The sequence below is a fragment of the Ruegeria sp. BC2 genome (genome assembly GCF_056539245.1).
Window position 1 is genome coordinate 96261 of record NZ_JBQFUQ010000001.1, and the last position, 26907, is coordinate 123167.

A 26907-nucleotide genomic window follows, 5' to 3' on the forward strand; every position below is an offset into this window, starting at 1 on the left:
GCTTGTGCCGGTTTGGCTATCATTATCCTAGATTTGAATATGATAGGGCCGGCCATCCAAAGTCAAACCTTCCGGGTTGATCATTGGAGGAGGGCGAACAGGCCGTTTGTCCGATCCGCTTGATGCAGACGGGTGGCATGAGGGCATTGGCATCGTCGATGATAACCGCGACTGGCCAAGCGGACGCGGCCCAAGGCCAAACTCGAGGATTTTAGGGAAGTGGTAGCGGAGGAGGGACTTGAACCCCCGACACGCGGATTATGATTCCGCTGCTCTAACCAACTGAGCTACTCCGCCACGGTGAGAGGCGATTTAAGGGAGGGGCTGAAGAGGGTCAAGAGGGAAATGCCACGAAATTGCGGGATTCTTCATCCGGCCGTGTTGGCGGGTTTCGACGGCGATTGCGAAGCGTTGGCCATGCGGCGGACGAACTCTACGCAGGCCTCGGGCGCGGTCAGGGGGATCATGTGGCCGCGGTTCTCGAGCTGTTTAAAGCTCAGCCCGTATTCCACCATCGGTGCGCCTTGCTGGCTGGGTGACAGGATCGGATCTTCGGCCCCGTACAGGATGCCGCCCCCTACCTTCAGTTCGTGGTAGCGTTGGGATTGGGCATCGATGCTGGTGTCCACGCCCGCCAGATCCTGCGATCCGGTGATATAGGCTGACGGGCGCAGGCCCAAGGCGCCACCGGCGCGGTCCAGGAAATCACTCGGGGCCGGTTCCGGGGCGAACGCTTCGCCGATCACGTGCGGAGCCGTGGTTTTCGCCAAGGGAACGGCGATCGTGTTGGCGATCAGGCTGCGCAGCCATTCGGTCCGGATCTCCAGCGCCTTGAAGATGGCGGGTGTGCTGGGCACCCGATGCGTCAGCGGGGCCAGTAGGGCCAGTGCCCGAACCCGTTCAGGATTGTCCAGCGCCATGGCGAGCGACACCGCGCCCCCGAGCGAGTGTCCGACCAGAATAGCCCGCGATACGCCCTTGGCTTCGAGGAATTCGTGGATCATCCGCGCCTGTTCCGGCAAGGTGGCCAGCCGCGCGTGGTCGCGGGTCGAATACCCGCACCCGGGCCGGTCAACCGCGATGACGTGAAAGTCGTCGGCCAGAAGGTCGGTCATGGCATAGGTGAAGTGCTGCAACTGGCCGGTCAGCCCGTGGATCATCACCACCGTCGGCTTCTCTGGATCGCCCTGTTCGACATAGTGGATCGAACCGCCGTTCACCGGCAGGATCTGCCCGGGCTGAGGCACGGATTGGGCTCCCATCCGCGTCAGGCGCCGGGTCCAAAGATGCATCAGGATCAACGCGGCGCCGATGATCAGCGCAATGGTCAGCAGGGTGGTCATGTCGGCGGTCCTTTGGTCTGGGCGGGATCAACGGGATGGTAATGCTCGAGCCCGGCCTTCGCCAGACGTTTGCGGAATTCCGAAACGGTGCCGGGCCACAGCGTCGTATTGCGCCCCTGTGCGTCCTGATACCACGAAGTGCATCCGCCAGCCTGCCAGACACTGTCAGTATGTCTTTCCTGCATTTCACGGGTGAAGTCGGCCTGCCTGTCAGCGTTTGGCGCAATCGCGGGCAGACCCGCGCGCCGCATCTCCTCCAGCACCCGGCCGATATGGGCAACTTGCGCTTCGATCATCAGAACGACCGAATTGTGACCTAGCCCGGTATGTGGCCCCAGCAGGATAAAAAAGTTGGGAAACCCGGCGATGGCGGTGCCCAGATTGGCCTGCATGCCCTCGGCCCAGGCGTCTTGCAGGCTCAGTCCGTCCGCGCCGCGGATGTCCAGCCTTTGGACCGCGTCCGTCACGTGGAATCCGGTGCCCCAGATCAGAATGTCGGCCGCCGTCCGACTGCCGTCCGTCGCGATGATGTCGGACCCTTCGATCCGCTCGACCCCATGCGGGATCACGCTGACATTGTCGCGGGCCAGCGCCGGGTACCAGTCGTTCGAGCTGAGAACGCGCTTGCATCCGATCCGGTAGTCCGGTGTCAAAATGCGGCGCATTTCGGGGTCGGATATGGCCTCCTCCAGCGCTTTGCGCCACATCTTCATGGCAAAGTCGACCGCGCGTTTTTCGCCGCGAAACACGCGGTGGCGGAATTCGAACAGCCAGTAGATGAACTGCCTGCGGATGCGCGGCAGCAGCGGAATGCGGCGATAGAGGTGCCGGACCCAGGGCGCAATCGGCCCGTCGGGACGCGGCAGAACGTAAGGCGCGCTGCGTTGGAAGATGGTGACATGGGCGGCGGTTTTGGCGATTTCCGGCACGAACTGAACGGCGGAAGCGCCGGTGCCGACAACTGCTATGCGTTTGCCCTGCAGCGGCACCGTGTGGTCCCATTCGGCCGAGTGGAATGCCGGACCCTGAAAGCCCGCCGCTCCTGGGATCTCGGGAGTGCTGGGGATGTGCAGGGCGCCGATGGCCGATACCAGGAACCGTGCCGTCCATTGCGCGCCGCCGGTCGTCTCGACCTGCCAATGTGTGCCTTCCCACTGGGCCGACTTCAGTTCGGTGTGGAAATGGCACAGATCGTATAGCCCTTCGTCACACGCAACGCGGCGCATGTAGTCCCAGATTTCGGCCCCGCCTGCATAGGCGCGGGTCCAGTCCGGGTTCGGATGGGTGGCCATCGAATACAGGTGCGAGGGCACATCGCAGGCCACGCCGGGATAAGTGTTCTCTCGCCACGTGCCGCCGATCTCATCAGCCTTTTCAAGGATCGCGATGTTGTGGATGCCGCGCTTGCGGGCCTCGATCGCCATTATTAGCCCCGAGAACCCGGCCCCTACGATCAGCATGTCAGTGTCGTGGGTCATGCCTGCACCTCCTCCCAAAGGTACAAGGTCAGGATAGGGTCAAACGGCGTTCCAGGAAAACCTGCCGTTGGGTCAGTCTTGGTTTAGACCGTCGGGCAGGGGGCGCGGCAGTTGATCCAGCAGACGGAACACCTGCGCACGACAGGCCGGTCCGGTCCAGTCCGGCGGGCAGAATCCGTCGGGCAGGTCGGGCAGGCGCAGAACGACGCGCCGCCATCGGTGCACGATCAACGTGCGCAGGGTGGCGATCTGACAGGGCGTGGGCTCCCAACTGGCCGGGCGGCCTTGGGACACGTGGCGCACGGCCTCGTGCAGGGACCGGCAAGCCGTCCGCAATTCGGGCGGAAACAGCTTTTCATGCACCCATTGCGGGACCGAGCGGGCGGTGACCTCAAGGATCAGCAACTCGTCCTGGTCCACGGGTGGTGCCCCCGATCCCAACGCGGCGTTGCGGCCGATCGGCGTGTAATCGTGGCTGAGCAGGATGTCTTCCAGCAGCCGGGTGCCAGTGCCATCCTCGGCGATCAGCAGGTGCAGCGGCGTATCCGGCGCAGGGTCACGCGCATAGATGCGCGGCGTGACCCGGGCCGATTGCGTGCGGCCATATTCGGTCAGGAAATGCATCGAAACGCGCCCGACCCGGTCGCTTTCGATCCAGCCATCCTTGCGCAGACGGTGCAGGGCGACGCGGATCGCCTCGGGCTTGATGCCCATCGGTTCGATGATGCGGCCCAGCGCCCCGCCCGAGATCTTGGCGCCGCGCTCCTGCGCCATGTCACCGAACAGCGACACGATGATCGACCAGACCCGCTGATTCTGCGGGTCGGCCAATTCGGCGACGGCCTGGGTGAACCACGGATGCGCGTTGGTCATGCGCCCAGTCTATCCGGCCCGGCTGTGCAAGAAAAACACTTTGCCGTGCGCTCAGTAGGCGTTCATGGTCAGCAGTTCGTATTCGGCGACCTTCTCGTCATCCTGATTGGTCAGGGTCACGTGCCAGCGCACCTCGCCATAGTCGTCGGTGCGGCGGGTCTTTTGCTTGACCGTCAGGCGGACCTTGATGCTGTCGCCGGCCACGACCGGCTTCATGAAGCGCAGACCGTCCAGCCCGGTATTGGCCAGCACCGGCCCTTCGTTCGGCTCGACGAACAGGCCAGCGGCAAAACTCAGCAGCAGATAGCCATGCGCCACGCGGCCCGGAAAAAACGGGTTTCTGGCCGCCGCGTCCTCGTCCATGTGGGCATAGAATGTGTCGCCGGTGAAACGGGCGAAGTGTTCGATGTCGTCCAGCGTGATGGTTCGGGGCGCCGTGTGCAGCGTCTCGCCGATCTGCAGGTCCGTGAACTTGCGGGTGAAGGGATGCGCGGGGCCTTGGATCTCGGGCGCGCCGGGAATCCATTTCCGGCCGATCGTCGCCAGCATCCGGGGCGAGCCCTGCAGGGCCGTGCGCTGCATGTAGTGTTTCACGCCGCGCACGCCGCCCATCTCTTCACCGCCGCCGGCGCGGCCGGGGCCGCCATGGACCATGTGCGGCAGGGGCGAGCCATGGCCGGTGGATTCCTGCATCGAGTCGCGGTCGTTGATGTAGATCCGCCCGTTGAAGGCGGCCGCGCCCATCACCACCTGGCGCGCGACCTTGGGGTCATGGGTGATCAGCGAGGTGACCAGCGACCCCTGGCCGCGATTGGCCAGCGCGATGGCGTGGTCCAGATCGCGATAGCCCATGATGGTCGAGACCGGGCCGAACGCCTCGGTGTCATGCACGTGCCGGGCGGCGTCGGGGTCGGCGCAGTGAAACAGCATCGGCGGGACGAAGGCGCCTTTTTCGGCATCGGCGCCGACCACCTCGAACGCGTCGGGGTTGCCGAACACGCGTTCGGCCTCTTGCCCGATGAGGCGGGCCTTGGCCAGAACGTCGGCCTTCTGACCGTTCGAGACCAGCGCGCCCATGCGCGTGCCGTCCAGCCGCGGATCGCCGATCGTGGTCTGCGCCAGCTTGGCCGAGATCGCCGCGATCAGCGGCTGGACCTGCGCCTGCGGAGCGATGATGCGGCGGATAGCGGTGCATTTCTGCCCGGCCTTCGTCGTCATCTCGCGCACGACTTCCTTGACGAACAGGTCAAATTCGGGCGTGTCGGGTGCCGCGTCGGGGCCAAGGATCGACGCGTTGAGGCTGTCCTGCTCGGCCACGAACCGCACCGAGTTGGTCACGATCACCGGGTTCTGCCGCAGCTTCATCGCGGTGTCGGCCGAGCCGGTAAAGCTGACCACGTCCTGACAGGTCAGGTGATCCAGCATGTCGCCCAGCCCGCCCGAGACCAGCTGCAGCGCGCCGTCAGGCAGGATGCCGCTGTCCAGCATGATCCGCACGGCCAATTCGGTGACATAGCAGCTGTTGGTGGCGGGTTTCACGATCGCCGGAACCCCGGCCAGCAGGGTGGGGGCCAGTTTCTCCAGCATGCCCCAGACCGGGAAATTGAAGGCGTTGATATGCACCGCGACGCCCTGCAGCGGGGTGCAGACATGCTGGCCTAGGAAGGTGCCGTTCCGCGACAGCTGCTCGACATCGCTATCCAGATAGACATGGCCGTCGGGCATCTCGCGCCGCCCTTTCGAGGCAAAGACGAACATGGTGCCGATGCCGCCGTCGATGTCGATCAGGTGATCCTTCTGCGTGGCGCCGGTTTCAAAACTCAGGTCATAGAGCGCCTGTTTGCGTTCCGACAGCGCCTGCGCCAGCGCCTTGAGCATCTTGGCGCGTTCATGGAAAGTCAGCCGGCGCAGGGCAGGCCCGCCCACGTCGCGGGCATGGGCCAGCATCGCCTGCACGTCCAGCGTGTCATTGCCGGCGGTGGCGAAGGGTTCTCCGGTGATGGCCGAGGCGATGGTGCGGGCCCCGGCACCGGGCGCAACCCACTGGCCCGCGGCGAAACTGGAAATCTGTTTCAGAGACATGAGATGCTCCTGTATTGGGGCCGCCTTGCGCGGCGAAATTTGCTCAGTGACCCAGCGCGCCCATCTGTTGCGGCAGGTACAGAACCACGATCGGAACCAGAACGATCAGCGCCAGGCGGAAGATGTCGGCCACCCAGAACGGGGTCACGCCGCGAAAGATCGTGCCGGTCGAGACATCGCCCACCACGCCCTTGAGGATGAACACGTTCAGGCCCACCGGCGGGGTGATCAGCGAAATCTCGGTGACCACCACCACGATGATGCCGAACCAGATCGGGTCATAGCCCAGCGAGGTCACCAGCGGGAAAAAGATCGGAACCGTCAGCAGCAGCATCGACAGGGATTCGAACACGCAGCCCAGGATGATGTAGATGCCCAGGATCATCAGGATCACGACGAAGGGTGCCACGTCATAGGCGGTGACCATGGCGATCAGCGCCTCGGGCAGGCCGGCCAGGTTGATGAAGTTCGAAAAGATCTGCGCGCCGATCAGCACCGCGAACAGCGCGGCGGCGGTAAAGCAGGTTTCCTTCAACACCTCGAAGGTCGATCCCACGGTCAGCCCGCCGCGGAACAGCGCGATCAGAAAGGCGCCGGCGGCGCCCATGCCTGCGGCCTCGGTCGGCGAAAAGGTCAGGTTCAGGGGTTCGAAATCGAACACGCCATACAGCCCGCCGATCACAAGGAAGAACAGCAGCAGCACCGCCCAAACGGACCCCAGCGCGCTGATGCGCTCGCCCCAGCTGGCGCGTTCACCGGCTGGTCCGGCCTGAGGGTTGCGCCACACGGTCCAGCGCACGGCGAACAGGTAGAACAGGATGCCCAGAATGCCGGGGATGATGCCGGCCATGAACAGCTTGCCGATCGAGGTTTCGGTCAGCAGCCCGTAGATGACCAGGATGACCGAGGGCGGGATCAGGATGCCCAGCGTGCCGCCGGCCGCGATCGAGGCGGTCGATAGTTCGTCGGAATACCCATAACGGCGCATCTGCGGCATCGCGACTTTAGACATGGTCGCGGCGGTGGCCAGCGACGATCCGCAGATGGCCGAGAACCCGCCGCAGGCCGCGACGGTGGCCATGGCGATACCGCCGCGCATATGGCCCAGAAAGGCATTGGAAACCGCATAAAGCTCGCGCGCCATGCCGCCCTTGTTGACGAACAGGCCCATCAGGATGAACAGCGGCACGACCGACAGGCCGTAATCCTGCGCGGTATCGGTGATCTGGCGGCCAACCATCGACATCGCGGCCTTCAGCCCGCGCTCGTCAAAGATCGAGCCGCCGCGTTCATAGGCAAAGCCCAACGTGCCGACCAGCCCCATGGCAAAGACGATGGGCAGGCGCATCAGCACCAGGATCAGGACAAGGGCAAATCCGATGAGGGCAGCGGTCATTGAGTGGATTCCGTCAGGGTCTTGGGGGTAAACAGGTGCAGCAGTCCGGTGATGATCATCACCACGGCGGTGATCGCCACCGACGCAGTGATGAACCAGCCGACGAGGTATGTCGGGATGCTGAGGTATTCGGTGACATCACCATAGTCGCGGGCGCGTTCGGCCAGAATCCACACGCGCTGGACCGGCCAATACAGCATGGCGCCGCTGAGGATGTAGATCACAGCATCACGCAGGCGGCTGAGGCGCAGGCGGTGAAAGATACCGTCGGTCAGGTCCACGGCGATATGCCCGTTGGTGACCGAGATGATGGGCAGCACCGAGAACACCAGAATCGCCATCAGGATGCGCGTCAGTTCAGTGGCGGCCTCGATCGGCGCGTTGAAGACCGACCGCAGGATCACGTCGCAGAAGGTCATCACCATCAGGATGAACAGGGCCGTGCAGGCGACGATCACCGGCAGGACGCTGGCGCGCCGTACAAGCTGGATGAGAGGGGTCATCGGGTGGCTCCGGAAGGGGCTGGGTGGGGGCGGCCAGTGCCGCCCCGCATCAGGGATCAGTTCGAGGACATTTCCGACTTGATCATGTCATAGGCGGCTTGCGCATCGACGCCGGCTTCGTTGACTTCGGCAATAACCTTGGCGCGCACGTCCTCGGCGATCGTCGAGAACTTCTCCATGTCCTCGGCAGCGGCTTCGTGGATCGCATTGCCCTCGGTGCTTTGGGTCGCTTCACGACCGATGGCGTCGATCTCGTCCCAGATCTTGCCGATCTCACGGCTCAGCGGTTCGCCGAACACGTTTTCTTCCAGCGCTTTCTGGATGTCCTCGGGCAGGTCGGCGAAGGTGTCCTCGTTCATGATGAAGGCAAACGACCCGCGATACAGGCCGCCCGGCATCTCATAGACGTTCGGGGCCACCTCGGTCAGCTTGAAACCCTTGCGCGATTCGAACGGCATGACCACACCGTCGGCGGCCTTCGAGGCCAACGTCTCATAGACTTTGGGGGCCGGAACCTGGATGCCGGTCGCACCCAGCGCGGTGCCCACGTCGCCACCGACGCCACCGGGGATCCGCACCTTGAGGCCCGAGATCTGGTCCATCGAGGTCACCGGGCTGCTGGTGTGCAGCTGGGCGGGGCCGTGTGTGTGCAGGGCAATGACCTTGACGCCGCGGTGTTCGTCGGCGGCCTTCAGGTATTTGTCGTAAGCGCGCCAATAGGCGACCGAGGCGGCCTCGGCCGAGCCCTCATAGCCCGGCAGTTCGATCAGCTTGGTCGTCACGAAGCGGCCCGGCTGATAGCCGTGGAAGATGATCGACGCATCCGCCGCGCCATCCATGATCAGGTCCATCTGGGCCGGGGGCGGGGCGATGCCCAGCTTCAGCTCGGCAGTCACCTTGCCGTCAGTGGCCTCTTCGACCATCTCGACGAATTTGGGCCACATCTTGGCGTTGATCCCGTGGGTGGGCGGCGCCCAGCTGGAAATCGTCAGGGTGTAATCCGCCGCAAATGCCACGCTGCCAGACACTGCCAAGGCAGCCGTCGCCAACAGCGTTTTGATCCCGTTGAGTTTCATGACTGGTTTCCTCCTCCAAAACATGAGTCATAAATGCGTTAATGGTCCTTTTTGTAACCATCAACTGGCCGAAAGCCCGGATTCGGCGCTTCGTCGGAGAAATTTATTGACCAACCGTTCGGTTAATGCAAGAAGAATATCGAAACGAATGCAAAGCGAGCGGCCCATGAGCGATACGATTCTTGCGCAGCGGCGTGGAAATTATGTGGAAATCACTCTCAACCGCCCTGATCGCCTGAACAGCTTCACCGAGGAAATGCACCATGCCCTGCGCCGCGCCATCGAAGGCGCGCGCGATGAGGGCGCGCGGGCGATCCTGCTGACTGGGGCCGGGCGCGGGTTCTGCGCGGGGCAGGATCTGGCCGATCGCGACCCGTCGAAAATGGACGGCCCGCCAGATCTGGGCCACACGGTGCGCACCTTCTACGCGCCGCTGGTGCGGTTGATCCGGTCGCTGAACTTTCCGGTGATCTGCGCGGTCAATGGCGTGGCCGCAGGCGCGGGCGCCAATCTGGCGCTGGCCTGCGATATCGTGTTGGCCGCCGAGTCTGCGAAATTCATCCAGTCCTTCGCCAAGGTCGGGTTGATCCCCGATACCGGAGGCAGCTGGCACTTGCCGCATCTGCTGGGCGAGGCGCGGGCCAAGGGGCTGGCCCTGACCGGCGAGCCCTTGGCGGCGAAAACGGCCGAGGACTGGGGCCTGATCTGGAAAGCCCTGCCCGACGCCGATCTGATGACCGAGGCACGTGCGCTGGCCGAGCGCCTGTCGAACGGCCCGACGTTGGGTTTGGGTCTGACCAAGCAGACCATCCAGGCCGCCGCGACCAACAGCTTGACCGATCATCTGGAGATCGAGGCCGACGCCATGAAGACCTGCGGTGAATCCGCCGATTATGCCGAGGGTGTCGCAGCTTTTCTGGAAAAGCGCAGCCCGGAGTTTTGGGGCAAATGAGCATGACGCCGAAAGAACGCGCCGAAAAAGCCGCCGCCGCGATGTGGGCGCAGGACCATGCCTCGAAATGGGCGGGGATGGAACTGGTCGAGGTCGACGAGGGCACCGCGACACTGGCGCTGACCGTGCAGCAGCACCATTGCAACGGGCACGGGATCTGCCATGGCGGCGTGACTTTCATGCTGGCCGACAGCGCCTTTGCCTTTGCCTGCAACAGCCGCAACCAGTCGACCGTGGCCCAGCACAACGTGATCAGCTATATCGCGCCGGGCCGGCTGGGCGACCGGCTGATCGCCCGCGCGACCGAGCAGAGCCTAACCGGCCGCAGCGGCATCTATGACGTGACCGTGACCAACCAGGACGGCCGCAAGATCGCCGAGTTCCGGGGCTTTTCCCGCGCGATCAACGGCACCCTGTTTCCCGAATCTTGAGGTGAGGAGGACATCATGAAGGATCTGACCCCGAACAAAGCGGATCTTGACCCGATCGAGATCGCGTCGATCGATGAAATCCGCAGCTTGCAGCTGGACCGCCTGAAATGGTCGCTGCGCCATGCCTATGACAACGTGCCGATGTACAAGCAGCGGTTCGACGAGGCCGGGGTGCATCCCGACGACCTGAAAACCCTGGCTGATCTGGCCAAGTTTCCCTTCACCTACAAAAACGATCTGCGCGACCACTATCCGTTCGGCCTGTTCGCCGTTCCGCGCGAGCAGATCATCCGCCTGCATGCCTCGTCCGGCACCACGGGCAAGCCGACCGTGGTGGGGTACACAAAGAACGACATCGGCAATTGGGCCGATCTGGTGGCCCGCAGCCTGCGCGCAAGCGGTCTGCGCAAGGGCGACATGATCCACAATGCCTACGGCTATGGCCTGTTCACCGGCGGTCTGGGCGCGCATTACGGAATCGAGCGTCTGGGCGCCACGGTCGTTCCCATGTCCGGTGGTCAGACCGAGAAACAGGTGGCCCTGATCACCGATTTCAAACCCGACGGCATCATGGTCACGCCGTCCTACATGCTCAACATCTTGGAACAGTATCACAAGGTCGGGATTGACCCGCGCGAAAGCTCGCTGTCGGTGGGCGTGTTCGGGGCCGAGCCTTGGACGGATGCGATGCGCAAAGAGGTCGAGCAGGCCTTTGACATGCACGCCGTCGACATCTACGGCCTGTCCGAGATCATGGGGCCGGGCGTCGCCAACGAATGCGTGGAAACCAAAGATGGCCCGGTCATCTGGGAGGATCACTTCCTGCCCGAGATCATCGACCCGCAGACCGGCGAGGTTCTGCCCGACGGCGAAATGGGCGAGCTGGTCTTTACCACGCTGACCAAGGAAGGCCTGCCGATGATCCGCTACCGCACCCGCGACCTGACGCGGCTGCTGCCCGGCACCGCGCGCTCGATGCGCCGGATGGAGAAAATCACCGGCCGCAGCGACGACATGATCATCCTGCGTGGCGTCAACGTCTTCCCCAGCCAGATCGAAGAGCAGGTGATGGCCACTGGCGGCATCGCCGCGCATTACCAGATCGAGCTGTACAAATCCGGCCGCATGGACGCGATGCGCGTCTATGTCGAGGCGATGCCCGATGCCGCCGATGAACTCAGCAAGACCGCCGCCGCCCGCATGCTGACCAAGCGGATCAAGGACATCGTTGGCGTTTCCACCAAGATCGTTGTAGGGGACCCCGGCGATGTCGAGCGCAGCCAGGGAAAGGCCAAGCGCGTTGTCGACAACCGAGGCAAGGAGTGAGGTTTGGCCCGTACGATTGCAAAAGATCACGACCAGAAACGCGCCCAGATCCTGAAATCGGCGGCGCGGGTCTTTGCCCGCGAAGGCTTCGACCGCGCCTCGATGACCCAGCTTGCGCGCGAATGCGGGATATCGAAGGCCAACATCTATCACTACTATGACAGCAAGGACGCGATCCTTTTCGACATTCTCGAGACCTATCTGCGGGAACTGCGCGACCTGATCTGCGGGCTCGAGATGGAAGGCCTCAGCCCGCCCGAAAAGCTGCACCGCGTGGTGGCCGAGATCCTGCTGGCCTATCAGGGCGTGGATGACGAACACCGGGTTCAGACCAGCGGCATGTCGGCTCTGCCCGAGGATCAGCAGCGCCTGTTGCGCGAGTATCAGCGTGACATGGTGAATTTCCTCAGTTCCATCATTGCCGAAGTCGCTCCGGACGTGTTTCGCGGCAACAGGTCCAAGCTGCGTTCGGCCACGATGTCGGTCTTCGGTATGCTGAACTGGTATTACATGTGGAATTCCGGTGCCGATGCACAGGCGCGCCGGGACTATGCCGCGCTGGTCAGCAACCTGACCCTGTCGGGCGTCAAGGCGCTGTAGCAGCGGTCCCGCCGGCATTGTGATTTGGCTTTTTCGGGTGTCCCGGTGTTTACTTGCGGTCGGAGGGCGCCATGCAAAAACCGGAACGCTTCGACAAGTTTTATTTCGCCAAGGTCGGGATGGGCGAGGCCTGCGGCTGCGCCGAGCGCATAATCGACGTCTATGAATTCAACCGCAAGGCCGGTGCGCGTGGCGCGGGCACGGGCAAGGTGGCCCGGCCACGGCATCGCGGTCTGCGATCGCTTGCCTTGAAGTACGGCCTGATCAGCCGCCCCAGCGGGCGGTGATCACGGGGTGCGCAGGCCCAGCCGCGTGACGACCTCGGCGGCCTCGGCCAGCCAGCGGTTCTTCAGTTCGACCCCCGAGGCCCGGCGCAGGCCCATCTGGCGCAGCTTTTCCATCCGCTCGGGGTTGCCCGCGCCGAAACTTGCGGCCACCCGGGGCCACCAGTAATTGACCGAGTCCTGCATCGCCGGCGCCGCGCCCTGTTCCAACAGCTTCACCGCGCCTTCCAAGGCCAATTCACCATGATGCGCCTCGATGGGGGCGATGGCGCGGAACGCTTCGGCCAGCGGCTGATAGGACACCAGCGCGAACTCGGCCAGTTGCACGCCCACGGCCCGGCTCATCAGCAGGTTCATCACCACCGCATCGGTCCAGCCTTCGATCGGATAGTTGAAGACCGCAAGGCGCATGTCATGTTCGCTGCGCGTGGCCCCGATATCGGCGGAACGGTCCAGCCGCGCGGTCCACGGGTGATGCGTGGCGTAGCGGTCGGTATCCGCGCCGAACTCGCCCATGATCTTCAGAACGCGGTCGGCATTGTCGGTCTTTTCCAGAACGATCTTCGCCGCCGCGATGCGTTCCTTGATGCCCGGACCCTGGTTGATGATGTCGGCAAAGCCTGCCGCACCGGCCAGTTCGCTGTCGACGAAGGTCGCCATCAGCTTCATCAGCTCGGCCCGGTATCGGGGTGGCACGTTGGTCGGGTTGGTCAGAACGCCGCCTGCGGCCAGGTAGCTTTCGATGCTCATTTCTTCGGCCATGGTCCCTCTCCCTTTACTGGTCGTAATCGACGACGACATTGTCGGTCAGCGGGTAGGCTTGGCAGCTGAGCACATAGCCTTTTTCGACCTCGTAATCCTCGAGTGCGTGGTTGGCGACCATCTCGACCTCGCCTTCGATCACCTTGCAGCGGCAGGTCGAACAGACCCCGGCCTTGCAGGCAAAGGGAGCGTCCATCGCGTTTTCCAGCGCCGCATCCAGAATGGTCTGGTCCTTGGGCATGGTGATGGTCTGGGTGGCGCCGTCCAGCGTGACCCGCGCCTGGGTCTGGTTGGCCTGCGCGGCGCTGGCGGCATCGTCCTGCTTGCGTTTGGCGCGGCCCGGTTGGGCGCTGGCGAACAGCTCGAACTTGATCTGGCTGTCGTCCAGCCCATGTTCGCGCAACGCTTCGGCAATGCCCAGCATCATTGGCTCGGGGCCGCAGATGAAGGCGGTGTCGGTGTTTTCGACGTCGATCCAATGCTGGAACAGTTCGGCGCATTTTTCCTTGGTCACCAGCCCGGTGAACAGATCGATCTCCTGCGCGTCGGTTTCCAGGATATGGATCACGTTCAGGCGGCCCATGTACTGGTTCTTCAGGTCTTCCAGCTCTTCGCGGAACATGATCGTGTTCACGCCCTTGTTGGCATAGACCAGCGTGAAGCGCGCATTCGGCTCGCGTGCCAGCGTGGTCTTGAGGATCGACAGCACAGGCGTGATGCCCGACCCGCCGGCAAAGCCCAGGTACTGCCGGTGCGCGGACGGGTCCAGCGGCGTGTGGAAGGCTCCCATCGGCGGCATCGCCTGCAGCCTGTCGCCCACTTTCAACTCGGTGTTGGCCCAGGTCGAAAAGGCGCCGCCCTCGACCCGTTTGATGCCCACCTGCAGAACGCCGTCATCCTTGCCCGCGCAGATCGAGTAGGATCGGCGCAGCTCTTCCCCGTCAAATTCGCGGCGGAAGGTCAGGTACTGGCCCTGGACAAAGTCGAATTCCTCGGCCGCGCCGTTCACCGGCTTCAGCGTGACCACGACCGCGTCGCGGATGGTCTTGTGGATGTCGGTGACTTCCAGATCGTGAAAACGTGCCATCCGGTCCTCCTCAGATGCACTTGAAATAGTCGAAAGGTTCCAGGCAGTCGGTGCAGCGCCAATGCGCCTTGCACGGGGTCGAGCCGAACTGGCTGACCTTTTCCACTGCCGTGCTGCCGCAATGCGGGCAGCGGTCGGGTCCGCCTGCGGGCTGGGGCGGTGCGATGCCATAGTCCTTCAGCTTCGCGCGGCCCTTGTCGCTGAGCCAATCGGTCGTCCAGGCCGGAGAGATGCGGGTCTCCAGCTTGATCTTGTCGATGCCGTGGTCGCGCAGGGCGGTTTCGATGTCCATCGCGATGATCGAGGTCGCCGGACAGCCCGAGTAGGTGGGCGTCACGGCAACCTTCAGCGTGTCGCCCTCCCATGTCACATCGCGCACGATGCCCAGATCGACGACCGAGATCACGGGGATCTCGGGGTCGGGCACGGCGTCGAGCCATTCCCAGACCTGCTCTACGGTGGCGCGGTTCATCGGGCTTTACCAGGTTGCGCCCGGATAGGCCCGCTGCAGCCATTGCATCTGGGTCAGCAGATGACCCAAATGTTCGGTATGCATGCGCCCGTCGCGGCCGCCCTTGTGGGCAAAGCGGCTGTCGGGAATGGTCAGGGTGGCTTCGGTCAGCACGCGCCGAACCAGCGCGTCGTATTCCTCGCGCAGGCTGGCCGGATCGGGGGCGATGCCCGCGGCGGCCATCTCGGCATCGACCTCGTCGCTGGCGAACAACTCGCCCACATAGGGCCAGAGGTAATCCAGCGCCTCCTGCATGCGTCTGTGGCTTTCCTCGGTGCCGTCGCCCAGCCCGACCACCGTGTCGCTGGACCGTTCCAGGTGATAGGCGACCTCTTTGCTGGCCTTCTCGGCAATCGCCGCGACCCGGTCGTCAGACGACTTCAGCAACCGGCCCAGCATGATCGAGTGCCAGGCATCAAACAGGAACTGGCGCATCAGGGTGCGGCCGAAATCGCCGTTGGGCACCTCGACCAGCAGCACGTTGCGGAAATCCCAAGCGTCGCGCAGAAAGGCCAGATCATCGGCAGACTTGCCTTCGCCCTGGACCTCTCCGGCTAGGCCCAGCCACATCTGCGTCTGGCCGATCAGGTCCAGCGCGGTGTTGGCCAGGGCGATGTCCTCCTCCAGCACCGGCGCGTGGCCGCACCATTCGCTGACGCGATGGCCCAGGATCAACGTGTTGTCGCCCATCCGCAGCAGGAATTGCAGGAATGCCTCGTCGCGGGTCATCACATCGCCCCCACTTCTTCGGGGATGTCGAAAAAGGTCGGATGGCGATAGACCTTGCTTTCGCTGGGTTCGTACAGCGGGCCCTTGTCGCTGGGCGAACTGGCGGTGATGTTGTTGGCCTCGACCACCCAGATCGAGACGCCCTCGTTGCGGCGGGTATAGACGTCGCGGGCGTTCTTGATCGCCATTTCGGCGTCGGGCGCGTGCAGCGAGCCGACATGGCGATGGCTCATGCCGTGCTGGCCGCGAATGAAGATTTCCCACAGGGGCCATTCGTTTTTCATCAGGTGTCCTCCTATCGGGCAGGTTATTCGGCTGCGACCTTGCGGGCGCGTTTCTTGCGGGCATGTTCCAGCAGACCGTCACGCACCCATTTGCCGTCGTCCCAGGCCTTGTTGCGGGCGGCCAGGCGGTCGGTGTTGCAGGGGCCGTTGCCTTTGATCACGTCGAAGAATTCCGACCAGTCGGGTTGGGTGAAATCGTAATGCCCGCGCTCTTCGTTCCACTTCAGGTCCGGGTCGGGGATGGTCAGGCCCAGATACTCGGCCTGCGGCACGGTCTGATCCACGAATTTCTGGCGCAGCTCGTCATTGGTGTTGATCTTGATCTTCCACGCCATCGACTGCGCCGAATGTACCGAGTCCTTGTCGGACGGGCCGAACATCATCAGCGACGGGTACCAGAACCGGTTCAGCGCGTCCTGCGCCATCTTGCGCTGTTCGGGCGTGCCCTCGGCCATCTTGCGGATCGCGTCATAGCCCTGGCGCTGGTGAAAGCTTTCTTCCTTGCAGATGCGGATCATCGCGCGCGAATACGGCCCGTACGAGGTGCGCTGCAGCGGCACCTGGTTCATGATCGCCGCGCCGTCGACCAGCCAGCCCACCGCGCCGATATCGGCCCAGTTCAGCGTTGGATAGTTGAAGATCGAGCTGTATTTCATCCGCCCGTCCAGCAGCATCTCGGTCAGTTCGTCGCGGCTGACGCCCAAGGTTTCGGCGGCGCAGTACAGGTACAGGCCATGCCCGGCCTCGTCCTGCACCTTGGCCAGAAGGATCGCCTTGCGTTCCAGCGTGGGCGCGCGCGTGATCCAGTTGCCTTCGGGCAGCTGGCCGACGATCTCGGAATGGGCGTGCTGCCCGATCTGGCGGATCAGCGTCGCGCGATAGTCGTCGGGCATCCAGTCCTTGGGCTCGATCTTGATGTCGGCGTCGATCTTGTCCTGAAAGGCGCGTTCCTGCTCGGTCATTTCCTCGCGGGATTTGACGCCTGTTCCTGCCGTCATGATCATCTGAGCGTACATGTCGGGTCTCCTCCCTTACACGCGTTCGAGAATTAGCGCGGCGCCCTGGCCCACGCCCACGCACATGGTGCACAAGGCATATCGCCCGCCGGTGCGGCGCAGCTGATAGGCCGCCGTCATGACCAGCCGCGCGCCGGACATGCCCAGCGGATGGCCGATGGCGATGGCGCCGCCATTAGGATTCACATGGGGTGCGTCATCAGCCACGCCAAGTTCACGCAGGGTGGCCAGACCCTGGGCGGCGAAGGCCTCGTTCAATTCTATCACATCCATCTGCTCGATGCTCAGCCCCGTGCGGGCCAGCACCTTGCGGGTGGCCGGGACCGGGCCGATCCCCATGACACGGGGTTCGACCCCGGCAACCGCCATGCCCACGACACGGGCCATCGGAGTCAGACCGTTCTTCTGCGCGGCGGCCTCGTTGGCCAGCAGAATGGCCGCGGCGCCGTCATTGACGCCCGAGGCATTGCCCGCCGTCACCGTCTTGTGCGGCCCGTTGACGCCCTTCAAGCCCGCCAGCTTTTCGGCCGTGGTGCCGGGGCGGGGATGTTCGTCGGTGTCCACCAACAGCGGGTCGCCTTTGCGCTGGGGGATGGTGACGGGAGTGATTTCCTCGGCAAAAACGCCGGCCTGATGCGCCGCCGCCCAGCGGGCTTGGCTGCGCGCGGCAAAGGCATCCTGATCAGCGCGGCTGATGTCATAGTCCTCGGCCACGTTGTCGGCGGTCTGCGGCATTGAATCCGTGCCGTACATCTGCTGCATCTTCGGGTTCACGAAACGCCAGCCGATCGTGGTGTCATAGACAGCGTTGGCGCGGGAAAAGGCGCTGGTGGCCTTGGGCATCACGAAGGGCGCGCGCGACATGCTTTCGACGCCACCGGCGATCGCCATGTCATAATCGCCCGCCTTGATGGCCCGCGCGGCCATGCCGACCGCATCCATGCCGCTGGCGCACAGGCGGTTGATCGTGGTGCCGGGCACTTGAACCGGGAAACCGGCCAGCAGGGCGGCCATGCGCGCCACGTTCCGGTTGCTTTCGCCGGCCTGGTTGGCATCGCCCATGATCACGTCATCCAGGCTGGCCCAGTCCACCTGCGGGTTCCGCTCTTTCAGCGCAGCCAGCGGGATCGCGGCCAGATCGTCGGTGCGAACCTGGGACAGGGCCCCGCCATAGCGTCCGATCGGGGTGCGCTGTGCGTCGCAGATGAAAGCGTCCATGCGTCGGAACCTCGTGTCTTGCGTCCGGGTCAATAAGTGACCGCTTGGTCGGGTAATACGCCCGGAAGCGATTCGCGGCAAGGAAAATGTAACGCAATCGTGCACCAAATCGAAATTCGGTAACGTATTTGTGCCGACATGAGAAAACCCGCACGGGGGCGGGCGATCTCGATCTTCGGGGCAGGAACCGACTAAAGCTGACCGGCTTCGGTCAGAACCTTGCGCGCCACGCGAAAGCACTCCAGCGCCTGCGGGACGCCGCAATAGATGCCGACGACATGGATGATCGCCCGAATCTCCTCCTTGCTGACGCCGTTGTTCAGGGCTCCGCGACAGTGGGTCTCCCACTCGTGCATCTTGCCCAGGGCGCCGATCATCGACAGGTTCATCATCGAGCGGGTCTTGGGGTTGATCACCTCGTCCCCCCAACCGAAGCCCCAGCACCAGGCGGTCATGGCCTCCTGAAATGGGCGGGTGAAATCATCCGCCGCGGCCAGGTTCTTTTCCACGTATTCGTCGCCCAGCGTCGCCTTGCGCTGCGCCAGTCCCTTCAGGAACAGGTCTTCGTCAAAGATGTCGGCCATCGTTTACTCCGCTTGCATCTGTATCCACCGCCTCGCGCATCCATTGCTGCAAGCGGGCGATCGAATGTTCCGACATTACGCCGCAAGCCGGGTCCAGCACCAGCGGGCCGGGGCGATAGCCGCGCGATTTCAGGCCGCGATGCACGCTTTCAACCAGCCGGATGTCTTCTTCGACCGTGGTTTCCCGGTCCTGCACCGCCAGTTGGCGGATCACCGCGCTTTCGGATCCGCCCTCGGTGTACCAGCCGCGCCAGACGGTGCAGTGATCGGCATCCTGCGCGCGCCAGTGATAGGTGTTCAGCACATTGCCGGGATAGCACTGGAACGAGAACATCGGCCACAGAAACCACGACTGATAGTCACCCGCATGGGGCACAGACAGGTCGATGGGATAGGTCATCTTGTCGAGGCTCTGACACTCGGTCGTATGGCGCAGAACGTATCCGCCGCCTGCATCGGGTTGAATGTCATAGGTCTCGGGTTTGACCACGCCGGTGGCAAAGGTCGGGTGATTGGTCGGGCAGTGATAGCATTCCGAGTAGTTCTCGATACTGACCTTCCAGTTGCAGTTTTCGGGAATCTCGACCCATTCCAGCGGCTCAAGATCGTCGATCTGCGGGACAAAGGCGCGGATTTCCGCGCGCACGCCGGGGTACCAGTCGTCCATCGGGGCGGCGTCATCGTCGAGGTTGACGAAAATGAAGCCGTTGAACAGCTCGGTCCGCACCGGGGTCAGACAGATCGCGCTGCGGTCGAAGCCCGGAACCGATTTGATGTTCGGCCCGGCGCGCAGGTGCCCGGTGAGTTCGTAAGTCCATGCGTGATAGGGGCAGACGACGACGCGGGTGTTGCCGGCTCCGGTCACCACCTCATGCGCGCGGTGCTGGCAGACGTTGTAGAAGGTGCGGATTTCACCATCGCGCCCGCGGATGCAGAACAGGTTCTGGCCTGCGATTTCAAAGGCGAAGTAGTCGCCCGGCTCGCGCACCTGCGCCACATGGCCGGCAAATTGCCAGGTGCGGGCCAGAAGTCCCTGCTTCTCCTGCTCGAATATTGCCGGGTCGGTGTAATAGCGGGCCTCCAGCGATCGGGTCAGCGGTGCGGTCATTCTGGTTCCTCCGCATAGAGGCCAAGTTGGTGCCGGCGGCGGTGAAACCGCTCCACACGCTCGACGATTTCATCGCTGGACAGGGCGACCACGAAAGACAGAAGCGTCTCAAGCAGCGCGATGGTCGAAACCGATGACGGAAAGAACTGGGGCGTGTCGGCGGCGACGACAAACCCGTGTTGCGCGTTCAGGATGACTGGGCTGGCGGGGCTGTCGGAGATGCCGACCACGGTCATGCCCTGTTCGCGGGCCAGCTTCACCGCCTCGATCACCTCGGTCCGGTAGGGGTGACAGGTCATCGCGATCAGCACGTCCTGTTCGCCGGCCCAGGCCAGATCGTCCACCGGGGTCGAGCCGGGGCGGGGGATGGCGTGGAACTGCTTCATCCCGGTCGAGGCCAGATAGGTAAAGTTGCGCGCGTTCGCGTTGTTGACGCCGACGCCCAGCGTAAACACCTGCCGCGATGTCCAGATCGCCTCGGCCGCGGCCTGCAACCGGGTGGCGTCGATCCCGGCGAAGGTTTCTTCGATGTTTCGGATAGCGGCCCCGACCATGTCGGCATAGAGGCCGCCCAGCTCGCCAGATTTGCCGATCTCCTGCAGCCAGCGGGCGCGGTCGGGGAACGACACGGTGCCTCGGCGGATGGCGTCGCGGAACGGCGCGCGAAAATCCTCGTACCCCTCAAACCCCACCTGCCGCGCCATGCGGACGAAGGTGTTGGGTTTCACGTTCGCGGCCTCGGCGATCTCGCGCACGGTCGAAACGCCCACATCCGCCGGGTTCTCCAGCACATAGCGGGCGGCCTTCTGCGCCTCGGGCGTCAGGGCGTCCCATTCACGGGTCAGCCGGTCAAGAACGGTGTTTGATACATTTGTGTCATTCATGATTGACGATGGTACAAATGTGGCCTTAGCCTGTCGAGAAGAAATGCGACTCGGTGAGAGGAAAAATCATGTCCGGGAAGGAACTGCCGTCACAGGCCCGCGTAGTGATCGTGGGCGGAGGTGTCATGGGCGTGGGTCTGGCCTATCATCTGGCGCACGAGGGTTGGACGGATGTCGTTTTGCTGGAAAAGGCCGAGCTGACCAGCGGCAGCACCTGGCACGCGGCCGGGCAGATCACCCACTCGACCAGTTCCTTTGGTCTGGGCAAATGCGTGGACTACAACATCAGGCTCTATTCCGGTGCGCTCGAGGCCGAGACCGGGCAGGCGGTGACATGGCATGGATGCGGCTCGTTCCGGCTGGCCTATACCGAAGACGAGATGGACTGGCTGCGCCACACCCTGTCGGTGGGCCGGTCGCTGGGCTTCAACATCGAACTGGTCGGCCCCGACCGCGTGGCCGAACTGCACCCGTTCTACAACCTCGACGGGGTTCTGGGCGCGCTGCATACGCCGGATGACGGGCATGTGGACCCGACGAACGTGACCATGGCCATGGCGGCGGGGGCGCGTCAGCTGGGCGCGCGGATCATCCGCCGCTGCAGGGCCACCAACATCACCCAGGCGGCCAATGGCGAATGGGTGGTCGAGACCGAACGGGGCACGATCCGCTGCGAACACGTGGTGAATGCGGGCGGCGCCTATGCCCGGCAGATGGGCGAATGGTCTGGCCTACAACTGCCGATGACCTCGATGACCCACCACTATTTCGTGACCGAACCGGTGCCACAGTTCCAGGACCTCGATCACGAGTTGCCTGTGATCCGCGATGACCGCAAGGTCTCGGGCTATATCCGCATGGAGCAGAAGCGCGGGCTGATCGGGATCTACGAAAAGGAGAATTCGAACTCGGTCTGGCATGACCATTGCCCGTGGGATTATGAAAACTGGTTGTTCGACGCCGATTACGACCGGGTCATGCCGTGGCTGGAAGAAAGCCTGAACCGGATGCCGATTTTCGCCGATCTGGGCATCCAGCGCGAGGTTCACGGGGCGATCTCGCACCCGCCCGACGGCAATCCGCTGATCGGCCCGGCGCCGGGCGTGCGAAACTATTGGTGCTGCTGCGGCACGCAGATCGGCATCGGCTGGGGTCCGGGTCTGACGCGCGAACTGGCGCGGTGGATGGTGCATGGGGCGGCCGACATTTCGATGCGCGACTATGATCCGCGCCGGTTCGGGGCCTATGCCACCAAAGACTGGCAGGTCACCAAGGCGCATGAGGATTACAAGCTACGCCACGAAATTCCGTTTCCGCATTTCAACCGTCTTGCCGGGCGGCCGATCAAGCCGTCCCCCCTGTATGACCGGCTGAAAGCCAAGGGGGCGGTGTTCGAAGAAGTCTATGGCCATGAACGCCCCCGCTGGTTCGCAAAGGATGGCGTTGAACAGCGTGACCATTATTCCTTCCGCCGCAATGTGGTGCATGACATGGTCGCCACCGAATGCAGGGCCGTGCGCGAGGCGGTCGGCATCATGGACATCTCGGCCTTCACCAAGGTCGAAATCAGCGGCCCGGATGCCCGGGCCCTGCTGGACCGGCTGGTTGCCAACCGCCTGCCGCAAAAGGTGGGCGGCATCGCGCTGACCCACATGCTGAACCGCCGTGGTCGGATCGAGCTGGAGACCACGGTCGTCAAACTGGCCGAGGACCGGTACTACCTCGTCTGTGCTGCCTTCTTCGAGCAGCGCCTGCTGGACCACCTGACCCAGCATCGCGACGAAGAAAACGTCGATATCATCCTGCGATCCGACGACTGGGCCGCGCTCAGCCTCAATGGCCCCCGGTCGCGCGAGGTTCTGGCCGCCTGCACCGATGCCGACCTGAGCAATACCGGTTTCAAATGGCTGACCGCGCAGGAAATCGACGTGGCGGGTCACCAGCTCTGGGCTTTCCGCATGTCCTATGCCGGTGAATTGGGATGGGAACTGCACATGCCGCGTGACAGCGCCTTGGCCGTTTACGATGCGCTCTGGTCCGCGGGCGCGCCGCATGGCATCGCCGATTACGGGTCGTTCGCGATGTACGCGCTGCGGATGGAGAAGGCCTTCAAGGGCGCGGGCGAGTTGACCAACGAGGTCACCCTGGCCGAAGCCGACGTGCTGCGCTTTGCCCGCACCGACAAGGACTACCTGGGCAAGGACCAGACCCTGGATCCCGATCTGCGCTGGGTCTGCGCCTATCTGGAGATCGAACCGGATGGCCAGAACGATGGGCATGGCGGCGAGGCGGTCCTGCTAAACGGCAAGGTCGTGGGTTCCACCGCCTCGGTGGCCTACGGGCACACGGTCGGCAAGATCCTTGCCTTTGCCTATGTCAAACCGCAGGCCAATGTGCCGGGAACCGACGTGCAGGTGGTGATTGCGGGCGTGCCGCGTCGCGGGCGGATCCTGGGCGCACCCGCCTATGACCCGCAAAGCCTCCGACCCCGCACCGGCATCGCGATGGAGGCAGCGGAATGATCCCGAAGACCATGAAGGCCATGGTCCTGACCGGGCATGGCGATCTGGACAAATACGAATGGCATGAAGATTGGCCCACGCCCACACCCGGCCCGATGGAGGTGTTGATCAAGGTGGGTGCCTGCGGGCTGAACAACACGGACGTGAACACGCGCACCGGCTGGTATTCCAAGGCGGTGGACGAGGCAACCACCGGCGGCGCCTATTCCAAGGTGGATGACGACGACAGTACCTGGGGCGGTGCGCCCCTGACCTTCCCGCGCATTCAGGGCGCGGACGCGGTCGGAACGGTCGTGGCCGTGGGCGAGGGGGCCGATCCTGCGATCATCGGTCGGCGGGTGATCGTGGCGGGCTGGCTGCGCGACTGGTCCGAGCCGATGAACCGCGACAAGGCCGGGTACTTCGGCTCGGAATGTGACGGCGGCTTTGCCGAATACACCAAGGCCGACATCCGCGGCGTGGCGGCGATCGACTCCGACCTGAGCGATGCCGAACTGGCGACCTTCAGTTGCTCGTACGTGACGGCCGAGGGCATGTTGGACAGGGCGCAGGTCGGCGAGGGCGACACGGTTCTGATCCCCGGCGCCTCGGGCGGTGTGGGCGGGGCGCTGATCCAGCTGTCCAAGCTGCGCGGCGCCCGCGTGATCGCCATGGCCAGCGCGGCCAAACACCCCGAGGTCGCCGAACTGGGCCCGGATCGCATCCTGCCGCGCAACCCCAGGAACCTGCGGGCCGAGCTGAAAGGCGAAAAGATCACCGTCGTCGCCGACGTCGTGGGCGGAGAGATGTGGCCCAAACTGATCGACATGCTGGAGCGTGGCGGGCGCTATACCTGTTCGGGCGCGATTGCCGGTCCGATCGTGCAATTCGACCTGCGCACCTTCTATCTGCGCGATCTGACCTTCACCGGGTCAACCGTGAACACGCCGCAGAATTTCTTTGATGTCGTGAAATACATAGAAAATGGGCAAATCAAGCCAGCGTTGGCCGCCACTTACCCGTTGACTGAGTTGCGAGAGGCCCAGCAGGCCTTCATCGACAAGCATCATACCGGCAACATCGTGGTGATCCCATGACCCTGGAAAACGTTCTAGAAGCCGCGCGGCACCTGCATCAGACCCTGCCTGCGCTGTCCGAATTCGGAAACTGGCCCACCGACCTGACCGCAACCGGTTTGCAACCGCGAGCGATCCCCGCCACACCACTGGTGCAGGCGCTGGATCAACCAGGATCACCCCGGACAACGGGGTTGGTTCAGGCGGTCCGGTCGGCGGCGCATCTTGCCCACTGGAAACGCACCTATACCGAGGCAGAGGTCGGTGCCGATTTCCGCAATCGGTACGGGTACTTCGAGCTGTTCGGGCCAACCGGTCATTTCCATTCGACCCAGCTGCGGGGCTATGTCGCCTATTGGGGCGCCGGGCTGGACTATGACTGGCACAGCCATCAGGCCGAGGAGCTTTACCTGACGCTGGCGGGCGGTGCGGTCTTCAAGGTTGACGGAGATCGGGACTTTGTGGGCGCTGAGGGCACACGGTTGCACACAAGTTGGCAAAGCCACGCCATGTCCACGGGGGATCAACCGATCCTCACGTTCGTGCTGTGGCGGGGCGAGGGGTTGAACGACCTGCCCAGGATGGACGCCGCATGAAGATCACCCGCATCTCGGTCTTTCACGCCGATCTGCCGCTTGAACACCCCTATTGGCTGTCCGGCGGACGTCTGAAATTCGAGGTACTGGATGCCACCTTCGTCAAGATCGAAACCGATGCCGGGTTGACCGGCTGGGGCGAGGGCACGCCGTGGGGCCACACCTATGTGCCCGCGCATGGGCCGGGCATCCGGGCGGGTATCGAGACCATGGCGCCCTTCGTCCTGGGGCTGGACCCGCGTCGGGTTCTGGAGGTCGAGCGGGCGATGGACCACGCGCTGCCCGGGCATCTATATGCCAAATCGCCGATCGACATGGCCTGCTGGGACATTGCTGGACAGGCGGCGGGGTTGCCGATTGCCGATCTGATGGGCGGCGGGTCGCGCAGCCCCGCGCCGATAGCCTCCTCGGTCGGGGCCAAGACCGTCGAGGAAACCCGCGCGGTGATGGATCGCTATCGCGGCCGCGGCTATTGGGTGCATTCGGTCAAAGTGGGCGGCGACGTGGAGCGTGACATAGAACGCATCCGCGATGTCGAGGCGCACCGCCCGGCGGGTGAGCGCATCCTCTATGACGTCAACCGCGCCTGGACACGGCAGCAGGCGTTGCGGGTGATGAAGGCCACCGAGGATCTGGGCGTGATGTTCGAACAACCCGGCGAGACGCTGGACGACATCGCCGCCATCCGGGCCTTGCATTCCGCCCCGGTCAGCGTGGATGAAAGCCTGGTCACCCTGCAGGACGCCACACGCATTGCCCGCGACGGGCTGGCCGAGGTCTTTGGGATCAAGCTCAACCGTGTCGGCGGCCTGACCAAGGCTTCGCGGATGCGGGACATCGCGCTGGCGCATGGCATCGACATGTATGTGATGGCCACCGGCGGCTCGGTTCTGGCCGATACCGAGGCGCTGCATCTGGCCGCCACCATCCCCGACCACAACCGCTTGGGCGTCTGGGCCTGTCAGGACATGCTGACGCTGGACCTCGCGGGCGGGCGCGGCCCGCGCAACCGTCAGGGCCATCTTGCACTGCCCCAGGCCCCCGGCCTCGGCGTAGCCCCGGATGAAGATGCACTGGGGGAACCAAAGGCCGTGTACCAATGACCCGCATCACCCGCATTTCGCTCTGGCATGTGCCGCTGACCAGCCATCAGGCCTATTACATGGCTGACGGCAAGGCCTGCGACACGGTTGAAACGGTGGTTCTGGCGCTGGACACCGATGACGATCTGACCGGCTGGGGCGAGGTCTGCCCGATTCCGCATTACCTGCCCGCCTATGCGCGCGGTGTGGCCCCAGCGGTGCAGGACATGGCCGCGGTTCTGCTGGGCGCCGACCCGATCGGACCCGAGGCGTTGATGGCGCGGCTGGACCGGCACCTGCCGGGGCATGTCTATGCCAAATCGGCGATCGACATCGCGCTGTGGGATCTGACGGGGCAGGTGGCAGGGCTGCCCCTGCACGCGCTGCTGGGGGGGCGGCAGGCGCAGACGATGCCGCTCTATCACTCGATCACCTGTATCGCCCCGGCCGAGATGGCCCGCATCGCCCGCGAGGCGCAGGCGCAGGGCATCACCCAGTTCCAGGTCAAGCTGGGCGCGGATGCCGATTGGCAGGCCGATGTCGAACGCCTGCGTCTGGTGCGCGAGGCGGTGGGCGACGGGCCGCTGGTCTATGGTGACTGGAACTGCGGCGCCACGTCGTTGGACGCCAGCCGGGTGGGGCGGGCGGTCGCGGATTTGGATGTCATGCTGGAACAACCCTGTGCCACGATCGAGGATTGCGCCCGCGTGCGCGCCGCCACCGGCCTGCCAATGAAGCTGGACGAAGGCGCACACGACACCGCCAGCCTGATGGCTGCGCATGCGCTGGGCTGCATGGACGCGGTCGCGGTGAAGCTGTCGAAATTCGGTGGGCTGTCGGCTGCGCGCCGTGCGCGTGATTTGTGCCTGCATCTGGGGGCGAAGATGTGCGTCGAAGACACCTGGGGATCTGACATCACCACCGCCGCCCTGTTGCATCTGGGCGCAGCAACTGAACCGGCGCGCCTGATGAACGTGTGCGACCTGTCGGGCTATGTCGCGCCGCGGCTGGCGCCGGATGGCCCGACCCGCAAGGGCGGCCGGATCGCGCCGCCCGACGGGATCGGCCTGGGCATCGCGCCAGACCGCGAATTCCTGGGCGCGCCGGACGTGATACTGGATTAGG

Annotated in this window: 27 protein-coding genes and 1 tRNA gene; 10 read left to right on the forward strand and 18 right to left on the reverse strand. The window is 64.1% G+C overall.

What is annotated here, in order from left to right:
• Window positions 1-220 precede the first annotated feature (220 nt).
• The 8 genes from ACR0CU_RS00435 to ACR0CU_RS00470 form a co-directional block, all read right to left on the reverse strand.
• Window positions 221-297: transfer RNA gene (locus ACR0CU_RS00435), tRNA-Met, on the reverse strand.
• A 71-nt stretch (window positions 298-368) separates the two neighbouring features.
• Window positions 369-1343: an alpha/beta fold hydrolase gene (locus ACR0CU_RS00440; protein WP_170444263.1), complete on the reverse strand. Its 975-nt coding sequence runs from the start codon at window positions 1341-1343 to the stop codon at window positions 369-371.
• Complete coding sequence (locus ACR0CU_RS00445) at window positions 1340-2821, reverse strand: flavin-containing monooxygenase (RefSeq protein ID WP_480642223.1); 1482 nt, start codon at window positions 2819-2821, stop codon at window positions 1340-1342. Before ACR0CU_RS00445 ends, ACR0CU_RS00440 begins: the two co-directional genes overlap by 4 nt.
• A gap of 72 nt (window positions 2822-2893) precedes the next feature.
• The gene (locus ACR0CU_RS00450) at window positions 2894-3694 is read right to left on the reverse strand and encodes a PaaX family transcriptional regulator C-terminal domain-containing protein (RefSeq protein WP_170444269.1); all 801 of its coding nucleotides are present in this window, start codon (window positions 3692-3694) and stop codon (window positions 2894-2896) included.
• 51 nt (window positions 3695-3745) lie between these two features.
• The gene (gene paaZ, locus ACR0CU_RS00455) at window positions 3746-5776 is read right to left on the reverse strand and encodes a phenylacetic acid degradation bifunctional protein PaaZ (RefSeq protein WP_170444272.1); all 2031 of its coding nucleotides are present in this window, start codon (window positions 5774-5776) and stop codon (window positions 3746-3748) included.
• Between the two features lie 43 nt (window positions 5777-5819).
• Complete coding sequence (locus ACR0CU_RS00460; RefSeq protein ID WP_170444275.1) at window positions 5820-7172, reverse strand: TRAP transporter large permease; 1353 nt, start codon at window positions 7170-7172, stop codon at window positions 5820-5822.
• Entirely contained in the window at window positions 7169-7675 is a 507-nt protein-coding gene (locus ACR0CU_RS00465; RefSeq protein ID WP_170444278.1) for a TRAP transporter small permease, read from the reverse strand. The genes ACR0CU_RS00460 and ACR0CU_RS00465 overlap by 4 nt, the downstream gene beginning before the upstream one ends.
• A gap of 56 nt (window positions 7676-7731) precedes the next feature.
• Window positions 7732-8751: a TRAP transporter substrate-binding protein gene (locus tag ACR0CU_RS00470; protein WP_170357008.1), complete on the reverse strand. Its 1020-nt coding sequence runs from the start codon at window positions 8749-8751 to the stop codon at window positions 7732-7734.
• A 166-nt stretch (window positions 8752-8917) separates the two neighbouring features.
• On the opposite strand from ACR0CU_RS00470, the gene paaG reads away from it, so the two are divergent.
• From paaG to ACR0CU_RS00495, 5 genes are all read left to right on the forward strand, one after another.
• Window positions 8918-9703, forward strand: coding sequence for a 2-(1,2-epoxy-1,2-dihydrophenyl)acetyl-CoA isomerase PaaG (gene paaG, locus ACR0CU_RS00475; protein ID WP_170444281.1), 786 nt, complete (start codon window positions 8918-8920; stop codon window positions 9701-9703).
• Between the two features lie 2 nt (window positions 9704-9705).
• Window positions 9706-10134, forward strand: a complete 429-nt coding sequence (gene paaI, locus ACR0CU_RS00480; RefSeq protein ID WP_170445987.1) for a hydroxyphenylacetyl-CoA thioesterase PaaI — start codon at window positions 9706-9708, stop codon at window positions 10132-10134.
• A 15-nt stretch (window positions 10135-10149) separates the two neighbouring features.
• Window positions 10150-11460, forward strand: coding sequence for a phenylacetate--CoA ligase PaaK (gene paaK / locus ACR0CU_RS00485; protein WP_480642226.1), 1311 nt, complete (start codon window positions 10150-10152; stop codon window positions 11458-11460).
• A 3-nt stretch (window positions 11461-11463) separates the two neighbouring features.
• Complete coding sequence (locus ACR0CU_RS00490; protein ID WP_170444287.1) at window positions 11464-12060, forward strand: TetR/AcrR family transcriptional regulator; 597 nt, start codon at window positions 11464-11466, stop codon at window positions 12058-12060.
• 71 nt (window positions 12061-12131) lie between these two features.
• Window positions 12132-12347, forward strand: coding sequence for a hypothetical protein (locus ACR0CU_RS00495; protein WP_170444290.1), 216 nt, complete (start codon window positions 12132-12134; stop codon window positions 12345-12347).
• Here ACR0CU_RS00495 and ACR0CU_RS00500 read toward each other — a convergent pair whose 3' ends face one another.
• The 10 genes from ACR0CU_RS00500 to ACR0CU_RS00545 form a co-directional block, all read right to left on the reverse strand.
• A complete protein-coding gene (locus ACR0CU_RS00500) occupies window positions 12348-13106 on the reverse strand; it encodes a Phenylacetic acid catabolic protein (RefSeq protein WP_170444294.1) in 759 nt (252 codons plus the stop codon).
• 13 nt (window positions 13107-13119) lie between these two features.
• On the reverse strand, window positions 13120-14193 hold the full coding sequence (locus ACR0CU_RS00505) for a 2Fe-2S iron-sulfur cluster-binding protein (RefSeq protein ID WP_170444297.1): 1074 nt from the start codon (window positions 14191-14193) through the stop codon (window positions 13120-13122).
• Window positions 14194-14203: 10 nt separating this feature from the next.
• Window positions 14204-14665, reverse strand: a complete 462-nt coding sequence (gene paaD / locus ACR0CU_RS00510; RefSeq protein ID WP_170444299.1) for a 1,2-phenylacetyl-CoA epoxidase subunit PaaD — start codon at window positions 14663-14665, stop codon at window positions 14204-14206.
• A 6-nt stretch (window positions 14666-14671) separates the two neighbouring features.
• A complete protein-coding gene (gene paaC, locus ACR0CU_RS00515; protein ID WP_170339746.1) occupies window positions 14672-15433 on the reverse strand; it encodes a 1,2-phenylacetyl-CoA epoxidase subunit PaaC in 762 nt (253 codons plus the stop codon).
• Entirely contained in the window at window positions 15433-15717 is a 285-nt protein-coding gene (gene paaB / locus ACR0CU_RS00520; protein ID WP_005978248.1) for a 1,2-phenylacetyl-CoA epoxidase subunit PaaB, read from the reverse strand. Before paaB ends, paaC begins: the two co-directional genes overlap by 1 nt.
• A 23-nt stretch (window positions 15718-15740) precedes the next feature.
• Window positions 15741-16733, reverse strand: coding sequence for a 1,2-phenylacetyl-CoA epoxidase subunit PaaA (gene paaA, locus ACR0CU_RS00525; protein ID WP_170444302.1), 993 nt, complete (start codon window positions 16731-16733; stop codon window positions 15741-15743).
• A 15-nt stretch (window positions 16734-16748) separates the two neighbouring features.
• Window positions 16749-17951 carry a 3-oxoadipyl-CoA thiolase gene (gene pcaF / locus ACR0CU_RS00530; RefSeq protein WP_170444305.1) on the reverse strand — a complete coding sequence of 401 codons (1203 nt, stop codon included), beginning with the start codon at window positions 17949-17951 and terminating at the stop codon, window positions 16749-16751.
• A 191-nt stretch (window positions 17952-18142) separates the two neighbouring features.
• Entirely contained in the window at window positions 18143-18535 is a 393-nt protein-coding gene (locus tag ACR0CU_RS00535) for a carboxymuconolactone decarboxylase family protein (protein ID WP_170444308.1), read from the reverse strand.
• Entirely contained in the window at window positions 18519-19643 is a 1125-nt protein-coding gene (locus ACR0CU_RS00540) for an aromatic ring-hydroxylating oxygenase subunit alpha (RefSeq protein ID WP_170444311.1), read from the reverse strand. The genes ACR0CU_RS00535 and ACR0CU_RS00540 overlap by 17 nt, the downstream gene beginning before the upstream one ends.
• Entirely contained in the window at window positions 19640-20527 is an 888-nt protein-coding gene (locus ACR0CU_RS00545) for a MurR/RpiR family transcriptional regulator (protein WP_170444314.1), read from the reverse strand. The genes ACR0CU_RS00540 and ACR0CU_RS00545 overlap by 4 nt, the downstream gene beginning before the upstream one ends.
• A 68-nt stretch (window positions 20528-20595) precedes the next feature.
• Here ACR0CU_RS00545 and ACR0CU_RS00550 point away from each other — a divergent pair, with 68 nt between their 5' ends.
• Genes ACR0CU_RS00550 through ACR0CU_RS00570 form a run of 5 tightly spaced genes read left to right on the forward strand, consistent with a single transcriptional unit; the run spans window position 20596 to window position 26906 of the window.
• Window positions 20596-23049 (forward strand): FAD-dependent oxidoreductase, encoded by a 2454-nt coding sequence (locus ACR0CU_RS00550; RefSeq protein WP_170444316.1) that lies wholly within the window; start codon window positions 20596-20598, stop codon window positions 23047-23049.
• Window positions 23046-24125: an alcohol dehydrogenase family protein gene (locus tag ACR0CU_RS00555; RefSeq protein ID WP_217356749.1), complete on the forward strand. Its 1080-nt coding sequence runs from the start codon at window positions 23046-23048 to the stop codon at window positions 24123-24125. Before ACR0CU_RS00550 ends, ACR0CU_RS00555 begins: the two co-directional genes overlap by 4 nt.
• Window positions 24122-24700 (forward strand): dimethylsulfonioproprionate lyase family protein, encoded by a 579-nt coding sequence (locus tag ACR0CU_RS00560; RefSeq protein WP_170444319.1) that lies wholly within the window; start codon window positions 24122-24124, stop codon window positions 24698-24700. Before ACR0CU_RS00555 ends, ACR0CU_RS00560 begins: the two co-directional genes overlap by 4 nt.
• A complete protein-coding gene (locus ACR0CU_RS00565; RefSeq protein WP_170444322.1) occupies window positions 24697-25803 on the forward strand; it encodes a mandelate racemase/muconate lactonizing enzyme family protein in 1107 nt (368 codons plus the stop codon). Before ACR0CU_RS00560 ends, ACR0CU_RS00565 begins: the two co-directional genes overlap by 4 nt.
• Window positions 25800-26906: a mandelate racemase/muconate lactonizing enzyme family protein gene (locus ACR0CU_RS00570; RefSeq protein WP_170444325.1), complete on the forward strand. Its 1107-nt coding sequence runs from the start codon at window positions 25800-25802 to the stop codon at window positions 26904-26906. The genes ACR0CU_RS00565 and ACR0CU_RS00570 overlap by 4 nt, the downstream gene beginning before the upstream one ends.
• The last annotated feature ends 1 nt before the right edge of the window (window position 26907 follow it).